The sequence below is a fragment of the Streptomyces tendae genome, from assembly GCF_014650435.1.
Lineage (GTDB): Bacteria > Actinomycetota > Actinomycetes > Streptomycetales > Streptomycetaceae > Streptomyces > Streptomyces tendae.
Map to the genome: position 1 here is coordinate 157819 of NZ_BMUY01000010.1, position 12851 is coordinate 170669.

11 protein-coding genes are annotated in these 12851 nt (G+C 74.5%); 7 read left to right on the forward strand and 4 right to left on the reverse strand.

Translation table 11 applies throughout. The annotated features are described in order from the left end of the window. Nucleotides 1-13: 13 nt before the first annotated feature. A complete protein-coding gene (locus tag IE258_RS25875) occupies nt 14-1534 on the reverse strand; it encodes a glycoside hydrolase family 3 protein (protein ID WP_189747237.1) in 1521 nt (506 codons plus the stop codon). 416 nt (nt 1535-1950) lie between these two features. On the opposite strand from IE258_RS25875, the gene IE258_RS25880 reads away from it, so the two are divergent. Genes IE258_RS25880 through IE258_RS25900 form a run of 5 tightly spaced genes read left to right on the forward strand, consistent with a single transcriptional unit; the run spans nt 1951 to nt 7361 of the window. Next, nucleotides 1951-3027 carry a phytanoyl-CoA dioxygenase family protein gene (locus IE258_RS25880; protein WP_189747239.1) on the forward strand — a complete coding sequence of 359 codons (1077 nt, stop codon included), beginning with the start codon at nt 1951-1953 and terminating at the stop codon, nt 3025-3027. Further along, complete coding sequence (locus IE258_RS25885) at nt 3009-4328, forward strand: DUF6271 family protein (protein WP_189747241.1); 1320 nt, start codon at nt 3009-3011, stop codon at nt 4326-4328. Before IE258_RS25880 ends, IE258_RS25885 begins: the two co-directional genes overlap by 19 nt. Beyond that, nucleotides 4325-5533, forward strand: a complete 1209-nt coding sequence (locus IE258_RS25890) for a type III PLP-dependent enzyme domain-containing protein (RefSeq protein ID WP_189747243.1) — start codon at nt 4325-4327, stop codon at nt 5531-5533. Before IE258_RS25885 ends, IE258_RS25890 begins: the two co-directional genes overlap by 4 nt. Continuing rightward, nucleotides 5526-6104 (forward strand): GNAT family N-acetyltransferase, encoded by a 579-nt coding sequence (locus IE258_RS25895; protein WP_189747245.1) that lies wholly within the window; start codon nt 5526-5528, stop codon nt 6102-6104. The genes IE258_RS25890 and IE258_RS25895 overlap by 8 nt, the downstream gene beginning before the upstream one ends. A gap of 6 nt (nt 6105-6110) precedes the next feature. Continuing rightward, entirely contained in the window at nt 6111-7361 is a 1251-nt protein-coding gene (locus tag IE258_RS25900; protein WP_189747247.1) for an MFS transporter, read from the forward strand. Between the two features lie 18 nt (nt 7362-7379). Here the strand turns inward: IE258_RS25900 and IE258_RS25905 are convergent, their stop codons facing one another. After that, on the reverse strand, nt 7380-8198 hold the full coding sequence (locus IE258_RS25905) for a rhomboid family intramembrane serine protease (RefSeq protein ID WP_161378169.1): 819 nt from the start codon (nt 8196-8198) through the stop codon (nt 7380-7382). 135 nt (nt 8199-8333) lie between these two features. Between IE258_RS25905 and IE258_RS25910 the strand changes: the two genes are divergently transcribed. Beyond that, nucleotides 8334-8678: a hypothetical protein gene (locus IE258_RS25910; RefSeq protein WP_161378170.1), complete on the forward strand. Its 345-nt coding sequence runs from the start codon at nt 8334-8336 to the stop codon at nt 8676-8678. Nucleotides 8679-8692: 14 nt separating this feature from the next. Here the strand turns inward: IE258_RS25910 and IE258_RS25915 are convergent, their stop codons facing one another. Continuing rightward, on the reverse strand, nt 8693-10096 hold the full coding sequence (locus tag IE258_RS25915) for an FAD-dependent oxidoreductase (protein ID WP_189747249.1): 1404 nt from the start codon (nt 10094-10096) through the stop codon (nt 8693-8695). 27 nt (nt 10097-10123) lie between these two features. Continuing rightward, entirely contained in the window at nt 10124-11134 is a 1011-nt protein-coding gene (locus tag IE258_RS25920; RefSeq protein ID WP_189747251.1) for a DUF4349 domain-containing protein, read from the reverse strand. A 229-nt stretch (nt 11135-11363) separates the two neighbouring features. Here IE258_RS25920 and hemG point away from each other — a divergent pair, with 229 nt between their 5' ends. Continuing rightward, the gene (gene hemG, locus IE258_RS25925; RefSeq protein WP_189747253.1) at nt 11364-12848 is read left to right on the forward strand and encodes a protoporphyrinogen oxidase; all 1485 of its coding nucleotides are present in this window, start codon (nt 11364-11366) and stop codon (nt 12846-12848) included. The last annotated feature ends 3 nt before the right edge of the window (nt 12849-12851 follow it).

A 12851-nucleotide genomic window follows, 5' to 3' on the forward strand; every position in this document is an offset into this window, starting at 1 on the left:
CCAAGCCCCCGGCTCAGCGCGCCGACGTGTCCGTCAGGACCTCCGCCGCGGCCACCCCCGAGGCGGCGCTCGCGCCGTGGGTGAAGATCTGGGCCGCCGCGGCGGGGCCGGCGCCCGGCAGGCCCATCTCCACCACGATCGCGTCCGGGCGGGCGGCGGTCAGACCGGTCACGGCACGGCTCATCCAGGTGTGCCGGGCGGCGTCGCGGGCCACGATCACCAGCGGGCGCCCCACGGCCGGTTCGAGGGCGCAGCTCTCCAGCGCCACCGTCCCCTCCTCCAGTTCCTGACCGCGTACCCGTACGGAGGTCGTGCCGGGCAGCCGCTCCGCGAGCGGTCCCGCCACGCCCCACGGGGTCTCCTTGCCGATGGCCATGTTGGTCACCGGGGCCAGCTCCACCACGTGCGGCGCGGCGGTCAGCGGCAGGGCGGCCCGTGCGGCGCCGGTGAGCCGCACCGCCCGGCGGGCGGCGACATGCCCGATGCCGTCCCCGGTCGCGTCCTGCGCGGCTCCGGCCGCCCGCAGTCCGGCCGACCAGCGGGCGAACTCCCGTACCCGGTCGGCCGCCCCGGCCAGCCGCTCCTCGGTCAGCTCCCCGCCCGTCACCGCGGCGGTCAGCGCCTTGACCAGGAGCGCGACGGTGGCCTCCTCGGCGCTCTCGCCGCCCACGCAGACGGCGTCCACCCCGGCGGCGACCGCCTTCACGGTGGCGCCGTCGATGCCGTACCGGCGGGTGACGGCGCCCATCTCGATGGCGTCGCTGACGACCAGGCCGTCGAAGCCCAACTCGTCGCGCAGCAGGCCGTGCAGGATCCGCCGGCTCAGAGTGGCCGGCAGGTCGGGATCGTAGGCGGGCACCAGCAGGTGGCCGCTCATGACCGCGCGCACGCCGGCCGCGACGGCGGCCCGGAACGGCGGCAGCGCCTGGGCGGCGATCTCGTCGCGCCCGGCCGGGTAGGCGGGCAGGTCGTGGTGGGAGTCGACGGCGACGTCACCGTGGCCGGGGAAGTGCTTGGCGCAGGCGGCGACGCCGGACGACTGCAGGCCGCGGATCCACGCGGTGGTGTGCCGGGAGACCAGCTCGGGGTCCGAGCCGAAGGAGCGCACGCCGATGATCGGGTTGTCCGGGTTGGAGTTGACGTCCGCGCTCGGCGCGTAGTCGAGGCTCACCCCGGCGGCGCGCAGCTGCCGGCCGAGGTCGGCGGCGACCGCCTCGGTCAGCGCCGGGTCGTCGACGGTGCCGAGGGCGAAGTTGCCCGGCCGGGACGACCCGGTGGCGGACTCGATGCGGGTGACGTCGCCCGCCTCCTCGTCGATCGCGACGATCAGGTCCGGGTTCTCGGCGCGCAGTTGCGCGGTCAGCCGGGCGACCTGCTCGGTGGAGACGATGTTGCGGGAGAAGAGCACGACGGAGGCCAGTCCGTCGCCGATGTCGCGCAGGATCCAGTCGGGGGCCTCGGTGCCCACGAAACCCGGCTGCAGAACGGAGAGCGCGAGCCGCCGCAACTCGCTGCTGTGCTTGCTGGAGGACATCGGCCGCGCCTTTCGAGTGGTTTCTTGGTATAGACCAAGAGGGTGCGCGTTCAGGTTAACCAGACGTGTCAAGGGTGCCCCTCGCCGAACTCGGAAGTAACAACTCGCCTAGTCGGGAGGGGTGTTGACACCTCGCCTTGGTCTAGTCCATTGTGAGGCGCAAGTTCGGCGAGGGACGGATGTGACACCAGTTTCCGCGCCGGGCAGCTGCCGCGACCGGACCGTGAAGTCCGCTGCCGCGGCGACGACTTCCGTACGACGACATCCGTGACGACCACCCCGGACCTCGCCCCGCCGCCGCCCCGCGCCGCGAGCGGGCCCGCTGCCACCACCCGACCTCATGTGCGACGGCCCGACCACCGTCGTACGCACCGCCGTTGCCCGCACGGGGCGACGGCGAGGATCTGGAGCACCACATGGCGACGCCCGATTCCTACCTCCACCGAGCCCCGTCGGACCTGCCCTACTTCAGCGCGGACGCCGACACCTACCTGGCCCGCACCCAGCTGCGCGACCTCGACAAGACACGTCCGCTGAGGGTGCTGTCCGAGGAGGACTTCGCCCACTGGCAGACGTACGGCTACGTCGTGGTGAAGGAGGCGATACCCGCCGACTCCGCACGCCGACTGCTCGACTTCGCCTGGGAGTTCCAGGGCCTCGACCCCGAACGCCCCGACACCTGGTACCAGGACCGCGAGTACCGCTCCGACCTGGACCGGGAGCTGCACATCTACGGCTTCGTCGAGGCGTACCACCACCAGCTCATCTGGGACAGCCGCCAGACGCAGCGCGTCTACGACGCCTTCGTCGACGTGTGGGACTGCGAGGAGCTGTGGGTCACCCTGGACCGGCTCAACCTCAACCCGCCCAACACGGGAAACCGCGACCGCGCCCTGATCAACAAGCCCGAGCGCGGCTTCGACATCGACCTGCACTGGGACGTGGACACCACGCTCGGCGTCCTGCCCCAGCGCGTCCAGGGCATCATCGCGCTCAACGACACCAAGCCCGACCACGGCGGCTTCCAGTGCTGCCCCGAGCTGTTCCGCCGCTTCGACCGCTGGAAGGCGCTCCAGCCCGACGACCGCGACCCCATCCGGCCCGCGATCGACCGCGAGGACATGCCCGTCGTACGGCCCGACCTGGAGGCCGGCGACCTGCTGATCTGGAACGGCCTGCTGGCCCACGGCGTCGCCCCGAACGTCTCCGGCGAGGGCGTGCGCGCCGTGCAGTACCTGTCGATGATGCCCGCGCTGGAGACCCACCGCACGCTGCGCGACTCCCGGATCGACTCCTGGCGCACCCTCGCCACCCCCGACTGGAACGTCACCCTCCTCGGCGACGCCCACCGGCACGAGTCCGAGCGCTACGGCCCCGCCGAGCTGACCGAACTCGGCGCCAGGCTGCTGGGCCTGAAGTCCTGGCGCCCCGGCACCGACGGAAGCGACGAGCACGAGGCCACCGGGGACGGCGCATGCGCAGCATCTGCCTGACCCTCCCCACCAACCGGCACTGCCCGGACACCGTCACGGCCCTCGGCGAGGAAGCCGCCTACGCGGCAGACCACTTCGACATCGATGTCCACCTGCTGGTCCTCGACTCCTGCCCTCCCGCGGACCGCGCCGCCCACGCCGCCGCGTTACGGCACCTGCCGGTCCACCCGCGGATCACGGCCCACCACCTCGACGAGGCCGCCCAGCGCGACTTCCTGACCCGGGTCACGGCACGCTCCGGCAGCGCCAAGCCCGAACTGCTCCTCGACCTGATGCTCCCCGACGGACTGTCCTACGGCGCCTGCACCAACCGCGCGTTCCTGATCGCGGCCGCGCTCGGCTGCGAGTCCGTCCACCGCCGGGACTCCGACAGCCGCTACCAGCGCGTGGACGGCCGTACGGTCTTCCCCGTCCACCACGAGCTGCTGTCGCTGGGCGAACGCGCCGCCGACGCGGCGGCAGGCGTCACCGAGCCGGTCGCCCTCGACGACGACCTCCGTGAGCGGCGGGTCGCCATGGTCGGCAGTTCCTTCGTGGGTGAACTCTCCGTCGACATCGCGCAGATACGGGACGCCGACCCCGCCGTCTACCACGACGTCGTCTCCCTGTGGGCGCCCGAGGGCTGGTCCGCCGAGCAGAAACGCGCACTGGTCGAGGAGTCCTTCACCGGCGCGGGCACCGAACCCTTCACGGCGGACCACTCGCTGCTGACGGTGGTCGACCCGATGCGCGTGGACATGTGCAACATCGCCTTCCACGGCCCGACGGTCAGCGAACGCGTGCCACTGCCGCCCGCACGGGACACCATCGGCAGCGACTACTTCCTCATCCACCTCGTGCACGACGCCCGGCTGCCGGGCGTGCTGCACAACCGGAACATCGTCAACTACTACACCGGCGAACGCCGGACGGGCCCCGGCTTCCTCGCCTACCAGACGCGCTTCGCCAAGTTCCTGCTGTCGATGCTCTACTTCCACCACGTCTACGACCGCATGGCCGAGACGGGCGACGCACTGCTGGACGAGCACGGCCGGGTCCGCCCCGGCACCGTCGCCGCCCTCGCCCGCGAGAGCACCGGCCTGGACACCGCGGAGAACGTCCGACGGCTCGACGCCCTCGACACCGCCTACCGCCGACTCGGCGGCCGGTACACCGAGTTCGCCGACCTCCTGGCCGCCCGCCGCGCCCGCCTCCTCGACGAGGCACGCGGCGACATGGCGGACTTCGCGCTGCTCACGGAGGCGTGGGAGTCGATGGTGGCCGCGGCCCGGGCCACCCCGGTCGCGGGACAGCAGCGGTGAGCGCGGTGACGGCCGCGGACCTCAGCGCACCCCTGGCCGCCGCCCTCGCCGCCGCCACCGAGGACCGGCTGGTCTACGACCTGGCCGGCATCGAGCGGCGCCACGACACGCTGCGGGACGAACTGCCCGGTGCGCAGGTGCGGTTCGCGATGAAGGCGTGCCCCATCGACGAGGTGATCGCGGCCCTCGCCCGCCGGGGCGCCGGCGCCGACGCGGCGAGCCCCGGCGAGGTCGAGCAGGCGCTGCGGGCCGGGGTGCCGGCCGGGCGCGTGCACTACGGCAACACCGTCAAGTCCGACCGGAACATCGCCGAGGCGTACCGGCTGGGCGTGCGCACCTTCGCCACCGACAGCCTCCAGGACGTGGCCGCGCTCGCCGCCCACGCCCCCGGCGCCCGCGTGTTCTGCCGGGTGGCGACCGGTGGGGCGGGCGCGGTGTGGGGACTGAGCAACAAGTTCGGCTGCCCGCCCGGCGACGCCGTCCGGGTGCTGGCGGCGGCCCGGGACGCCGGGCTGGTGCCGGCGGGCCTGTCCGTGCACGTCGGCTCCCAGCAGATGACCGGGGAGGCGTGGCACGGCGCCGTCGAGGACCTGGGCGAGGTCCTCGGCGCCCTCGACCGGCGCGGCATTCGCGTCGACCACGTCAACCTCGGCGGCGGACTGCCCGCGCTCGGCTACCGCGACCGGCGCGGCACCCCACTCGACCCACCGCTGGACAAGATCTTCGCGGTGATCAGGGAGGGCATGGACGAGCTGCGCCGGATCCACGGCGGCCCCCTGGAGTTCGTCGTCGAACCCGGGCGGCACCTCGTCGCCGACCACGGCGCGATCCGCGCCCACGTCGCCCGCCTCACCGAGCGCCGCACGGCGGACGGCGAACGGCGGCACTGGCTCTACCTGAGCTGCGGCAAGTTCAACGGCCTGTACGAGATGGACGCCCTGCAGTACCGGCTGGTCTTCCCGGGCCACACCGACGGCCCGTACGTCCCGGCCGTCGTCGCGGGTCCCACCTGCGACAGCGACGACGCCTACTCCCACGAGGAGGGGCTCGTCCCGGTGCCCGAGGCGCTGGCCTCGGGCGACCCGGTGTGGGTGCTGTCCAGCGGGGCCTACGCGACCAGCTACACCACCCAGGGCTTCAACGGCTTCGCCCCGCTCCCGTACGCCTTCGCGGGCCGCCCGGAGGGGAGCGGCGCCGATGACTGAGACCGTGCGCGTCCGCCGCCTCGCCGCCGGGGACTGGGACGCGGTCGTGGCGCTGGAGCGGGACGCCTACACGGGCCTGGGTCTGTCGGAGGGCCGGGCCGCGCTGGAATCCAGGGCGGCGGCGTCGCCGGACACCTGCTTCGTCGTGGACGTCGGCGCTCGCACGGCAGGCTACGTGCTCGCGCTGCCCTATCCGCCGCACCGCTACCCGGACCTGACGCGGACGGAGGGCCCACCGGGCGAGCCGCCCGCGTCCGGGCCCGGGAACCTCCACCTCCACGACATCGTCGTCGCACCCGGTCTGCGCCGCAGGGGGCTCGCGCGGCACCTCCTGCACCACCTCACCGCCACCGCACGGACGCGCGGGGACGAGCGGATGTCCCTGGTCGCCGTCGGCGGCACCGAGCGGTTCTGGTCGGCGCGTGGCTTCGTGGCCGAGCCGGGGGTGGTGCCCGCCGGCGCGTACGGCGGCGGCGCCGTCTACATGTCCAAGCAGGTGGCGGCCGCCCGACAGACCCGGGCCCGCCCGTCCCTCTCCCCGCCCGTTCCCACCCTGCGCGAAGTGAGCTGATTGCGCGTGTCCCGTCTCCACGACCCCTTCCGGCGCGGCCAGCTGGCCATCGCCGCGCTGTTCCTGTCGCTCGGCTTCCAGTACGCCACCTGGGCGGCCCGGATCCCCGCCGTCAAGGCCGACCTCGACCTGAGCGCGGCCGAGGTGGGGGTGCTCCTGATGGCCGCGGGGGTCGGGGCGGCGGTGTCCTTCCCGGCGGTGGCCTGGCTGATGCGCCGGATGGGCTCGCGGCGGCTGGCCCTGCTGTCCCAACTGGGCCTCTCGCTGCTGCTGCTCGCGCTGGCGGCGGCACCGAACTACCCGGTGGCCCTGCTGGTGATGTGCGCCGACGGCGTCCTCGTGGGCTGTCTGAACGTGGCCATGAACGCACAGGGCGCGGCCCTGGAGGCACGGCACGAACGCAACACGATGGCGCGGCTGCACGCCGTCTTCAGCGCCGGCTCCCTGCTCGCGGCCCTGCTCGCCTCCGGCATGACCGCCGCCACCGGATCGGTCATGGCGCACTTCGGCGTCGCCGTCGTCCTCCTCGCCGCACTGGGCGTCACGGCACGCACCGGACTGCTCGACGAGGACGCCCCGGCCGACCGGCCGGACACCGCCGACGCGGAAGCCACCGCGGACGCCAAGACCCCGGCCGGCGCACCGGCCCCCGCCGAGCCCGAGCCGGCCCGCCGCCGCTGGACCGTCCCCTCGCGCCTGACCCTGTGGATGTGCTGCGCCATGGTGTTCGGCACGGTCGCCGAGGGCGCCATGAACGACTGGTCCGCCCTCTACCTCAAGGACGTCGCCGAGGCGTCGGCGGAACTCGCCCCGCTCGGCATCGCCGTGGTGTCCGGGATGATGGTCGTCGCCCGCCTCTTCGCCGACGGCTGGCGCAGCCGCTGGGGCGACGGACGGGTCGTCCTGCTGGGCAGCGCCGTGGCCGGTACCGGTCTCGCCGTCGCCCTGGTCAGCGGCGGCGTCGCACCGGCGCTCGCCGGCTTCGCCTGCATGGGCCTGGGCATCGCGGCCGTGACCCCCTGCGTCTACGCCGCCGCCGCCCGGCAGGGCTCGGACGCGCTGACGCTGGTCGCCGCCATGGGCACCACGGGGCTGCTGGCCGGGCCGCCGCTCATCGGCTTCATCGCCGGTGCGAGCAACCTGGCGTGGGGCATGGGCGCCGTGGCCGCCTCGGCGGGCGCCGTCGCGCTGTGCAGCACCCGCATCCGCTGGACCGCCCCGGCCCCCGTCGCGCAGAGCGAGGCGACGCCCGCCTGAGCCCACCCCGCCCGCCGCTCACCACCCGGGCCGCGCCCGCCGCCCGAACAGCAGCCCGCGCGGCTCGGGCGGGGGCGGGGTGCCCCGCCTCAGCGGCCAGGCGATCAGCATGCCGACGACGAAACCGACGACGTGGGCCACGTACGCCACGGTGCCCGCGTCGGACACGGCGCCGCCGGAGGAGTAGACCGCCTGGAGCCCGAACCAGAAGCCCAGCACCAGCCAGGCCGGCAGCCGCAGCGGCAGGAAGATCAGGAAGGGCACCAGCACCCAGACGCGGGCCCTCGGATACAGCACCAGATAGGCGCCCAGCACCCCGGCGATCGCGCCGGACGCGCCGATCAGCGGGGCGCCCGAGTCGGCGTTGAGGAGCGCGAAGCCGTAGGTCGCCGCGTAGCCGCAGACGCCGTAGAAGAGCAGGAAGGGGACGTGACCCATCCGGTCCTCGACGTTGTTGCCGAAGATCCACAGGAACAGCATGTTGCCCAGCAGGTGCAGCCAGCCGCCGTGCAGGAACATCGCCGTCAGGACGCTCAGCTCCGGCGACTTGTCGTAGCCCGGCGGCGCGACCACGCAGCCGGGCCCCTGCGGACCGACCCCGACGGCACCCGTGGGCACCAGGCGGGGCATCCGGTGCTGGAGCAGCTCCTGCGGCACCGCCGCCCAGTGGTCCAGGAACGCCTGGAGGTCGCACATCTGCGCCAGGCTGCCGTCGCCCGTCGCCGACCCGGTCATGCCGGGCGTGAACAGGAACACCAGGACGTTGGCGAGGATCAGGGCGTACGTCACCCACGGGGTGCGGCGCGCCGGGTTCACGTCATGGACGGGGATGACCACGAGACAGTACTGCCCTCCCGGCGGACGGCGAACCGGTCCGCCCCGTTGAACACCCCCGTCCGTGTGTACGTATGCCCTCTCAACCGCCCGCGGCCCGGGGAAGGCGGGACGCGGGGACGACGTGAGGAAGTGGCGATGAACGAACGGGTCACACCGGCTCCGGCGATGCACGCCCTGCCCGACGGGGAGGCCGAGGTCGCCCTCGTCCTGCGCCTGCCCTGGGAGGACGTCGCCCGGCTCGGTCAGGAGGCGGGACGGCTGGCCGCCCAGACGCAGCGCCCGGTGACGCTGGACGAGGCGGTGAGCCACCGGCTGCGCTCCGCGCGGGCCGCGTCGCACGCCAGGCCGGCCGGTGAGCAGCCGCCCGCGGTGACCGCCCCGGTGCCGGCGACCGGTCCGGCCTCGGTGTCCTCCCTGCCGGCGCGGCCCCCGGCCGAGCAGGCCCGGCAGGCCATCGACCGCATCAACGGGACGGCCTGACCGGCGGCGGCCCCTCAGCGGCGCCGCTCGACCTCCCGCGCCGCCTTGCGCGCGGCCACCAGCACCGGGTCCCACACCGGTGAGAAGGGAGGTGCGTAGCCGAGGTCCAGGGCGGTCATCTGCTCGACCGTCATCCCGGCCGTGAGGGCCACCGCGGCGACGTCGACCCGCTTGCCCGCGCCCTCACGGCCGACGATCTGCACCCCGAGCAGCCGCCCGGTGCGCCGCTCGGCCAGCATCTTCACGGTCATGGGGGAGGCGTCCGGGTAGTAGCCCGCGCGGCTGGTGGACTCGATGGTCGCCGTCACGAACCGCAGCCCCGCCCGCCGCGCGTCCTTCTCCCTGAGACCGGTCCGCGCGATCTCCAGGTCGCAGACCTTGCTGACCGCCGTGCCGACCACACCGGGGAAGGTGGCGTAGCCCCCGCCCACGTTGGTGCCGACGACCTGCCCGTGCTTGTTGGCGTGGGTGCCCAGCGGAATGTGCCGCTCCTGCCCGGAGACCAGGTCGAGCACCTCCACGCAGTCGCCGCCCGCCCAGATGTTCTCGTGGCCGCGCACTCGCATCGCCAGGTCGGTCAGCAGCCCGCCGTGCGCACCGATCGGCAGCCCGGCCGCCTCGGCGAGCCGCGTCTCGGGCCGCACGCCGATGCCGAGCACCACCGCGTCCGCCGGGAACTCGGCGTCCCGTGTCGCCACCGCCCTCACCCGGCCGTCGTCCCCGGTCAGCACCTCGGTGACCTCGGCGTCGTCGACCATGGTGATGCCGAGGCCCTCCATCGCCTCGTGCACCATGCGGCCCATGTCCGGGTCCAGCGTCGACATCGGCTCCCGGCCGCGGTTGACGACCGTCACCTCGTAGCCCCGGTTGATCAGCGCCTCGGCCATCTCCACGCCGATGTACCCGGCGCCGACGACCACCGCGCGCCGGCCACGCGTGCGTGCCAGCGTGTCCAGCAGCGCCTGCCCGTCGTCCAGCGTCTGCACCCCGTGCACGCCGGGCGCGTCGATGCCCGGCAGCTCCGGCCGGATCGGCCGCGCCCCGGTCCCGATCACGAGCTTGTCGTACGACGTCCAGGACTCGGCCCCGGAATCGACGTCACGCGCGCGGACCCGCCCGCCGGCCACGTCGATCTCCGTGACCTCGGTGCGCATCCTCAGGTCGATGTCCCGGGCGCGGTGCTCCTCGGGCGTACGGGCGATCAGCGCGTCCCGTTCCGTCACGTCGCCGCCGACCCAGTACGGGATGCCGCACGCCGAGAACGAGCTGAAGTGTCCGCGTTCGAAGGCCATGATCTCCAACTCGTCCGGGCCCCTCAGCCGCCGCGCCTGCGACGCCGCGGACATCCCCGCGGCGTCGCCGCCGACGACGACCAGCCGTTCCCTCGTACCGCGCGCGGCGCCCCTGCTCATGCTCATGCGAACACGCTACGTGGGCGGGGTACTTCAGTCCCGGCCGGCGCCCTCCTCGCCGCGTGCCGCCTCGCCCACCGGCACCGCGGGCGCCGGTACCGGTGCCGGCGCCGGGCTCGGGCGGCGCGGCAGCCGGGGGCGCACGACCCGCAACCACAGCAGCCCGAGCAGCGCCGCCACCGCGGCGAACGGCAGCACGGCGCCCAGCACCACCGCCACCCAGCGCAGCATCGTCACGAAGGCGTCCCAGCCGCCGGCCAGCGCGTCCAGGAACCCGGGGTCCTCGTCGTCCTTCTTCTCGACGTGCTTGATCGGGGTCTCCGACAGGGAGAGGGTGATGGTGGCCAGGCTCGTGCGGTCCTTCAGGGCCGCCTGCCGGGCGAGCAGCGCCTCCAGCTCCGCCTGACGCGTGCTCAGCTCGCCCTCCAGCGTCACCACGTCGCTCAGCTTCGTCGCCCGGTCCATCAGCTCGCGGACCCGGGCCACACTGGCGCGCTGCGACTTCACCCGGCTGTCCACGTCCACCACCTGGTCGGTGACGTCCTCGGCCTTCGCGTTGCGGCTGAGCAGCTTCCCGGCGCCCTCCAGGTCGTCGAGCACGTCCTCGTACCGCTCCACGGGCACCCGCAGCGTCACCTCGGTCCGCTCGTGGCCCTCCGCGTCCCGGGTGGTGGACTCGTCGCCGACGTAACCGCCGGCGTTCTCGGTCGCGGTGCGGGCCGCGTCGAGCGCCTTGGGGGTGTCCTCGACCTGAACGCTCAGGGAGACGGTCCGGATGATGTGGGTCGGGGCGAGCTTCGGCGGGGCGCTCGCACCGGTGCCGTCGGCCCCGGCCTCACCGGCCGCCCCTGCCGTGCCGTCGGCCTGCGAGCCGTCGGCCCGCGAGTCCTCCCGCGGCGCGGCCGCCTTGGCACCGGCGCCCGAGTCGGAGCCGGCGTCCGAGGCGCTGCAGCCGGTGAGGGCGAGCGCCGTGACCAGCAGCAGACCGGCCAGGGCGCGGGCCGGTGGCACGGCCCTTCTGGTGGTTGCTCGTCGTGCCTGCATCGTGGGTACCCCCCGGGTCGTAGCGACTGATGTCTCTACGACGCGCGCGGGGGCTCGTACGACGGCGCGGAACGGTCCCGAAGAGATCACGGTCCGGACTCGCGAGCCGGACGGGCGCCGGACGGACGAGGGCGCCGGCCGGGCGCACGGGTCGCGCGGGACCTGTGGGCCCGGGGGCGGGGCCACCCGGCCCCGGGGCGGTGCCGCCGGCGTCTGAGACGCTGGGGTCATGTGCGCAAGCGAGACCCCAGCGGGTGAGTTCCCCCCGGCAGCGGGACCTGGACACGTAGTCGTCGTCGGCGCCGGCATCGCCGGACTGGCCGCCGCCCACCGCCTCCTGGAGGGCGGCGCCAGGGTGACCGTCCTGGAGGCGTCCGACCGCGTCGGCGGCAAGCTGCTGCCCGGCGAGATCGCCGGTGTACGCGTCGACCTCGGCGCCGAGTCGATGCTGGCCCGCCGCCCCGAGGCCGTCGGCCTGGCCCGCGCCGCCGGACTCGCCGACCGCCTCCAGCCGCCGTCCACCGCGACGGCCTCCCTGTGGACCCGCGGCGCCCTGCGCCCCATGCCCAAGGGTCACGTCATGGGCGTCCCCGGCACCGCGGCCGCCCTGTCCGGCGTGCTCTCCGAGGACGGGCTCGCGCGCATCGAGCGCGACGCCGAACTGCCCCGCACCGAGGTCGGCGGCGACGTCGCGGTGGGCGAGTACGTCGCCGCACGCCTCGGCCGCGAGGTCGTCGACCGCCTCGTGGAGCCGCTCCTGGGCGGCGTCTACGCGGGCGACGCCTACCGCATCTCGCTCCGCTCGGCCGTGCCGCAGCTCTTCGAGACGGCCCGCACCCACACCTCCCTCACCGAGGCGGTCCGCGCCCTCCAGGGCCGCACGGCCACCTCACCGCCGAGCGGCCCGGTCTTCATGGGCATCGAGGGCGGCATCGGCACCCTCCCGCCCGCCGTGGCCGAGTCGGTCCGCGCCCGCGGCGGCGAGATCCTCACCCACGCACCCGTCACGGAGCTGCGCCGCACCGCGTCCCACGGCTGGCGGATCGTCGCAGCCGACCGGGAGCTGCACGCCGACGCGGTCGTCGTCGCCGTCCCCGCCGGCCCCGCCGCCGAGCTGCTGCGCGCCGAGGCGCCCGCCGCCGCGGCCGAGCTGTCCGCGGTCGAGTACGCCTCGATGGCCCTGATCAGCCTCGCCTACCGCCGCGCCGACGCCGCCGTGCTCCCCGAGGGCAGCGGCTTCCTCGTGCCGCCGGTCGACGGGCACACCATCAAGGCGTCCACCTTCGCCTCCCGCAAGTGGGGCTGGATCGCCGACGAGGACCCGGACCTGGTCGTCCTGCGCGCCTCGGTGGGCCGGTACGGCGACACGGAGGTCCTGGGCCGCGACGACGAGGGCCTCGTCGCCGTCTCCCGGCACGACCTCGCGGAGGCCACCGGCCTGACCGCCGAGCCCGTCGCCACCCGCGTCACCCGCTGGCAGGACGGCCTGCCGCAGTACCCCGTCGGCCACCACGCGCGCGTGGCCCGCGTCCGCCAGCACGTCGCGAAGCTCCCCGGCCTCGCGGTGTGCGGCGCGGCCTACGACGGCGTCGGCATCCCGGCGAGCATCGCGAGCGCGTACGCCGCCGTCGACCAGATCCGGGGCGACCTCGGCGGTGTGGAGGAGCTCACGGCCCACCCGGTGCAGAGTCTGCACGGCGGAGCGGGAGAATAGGGC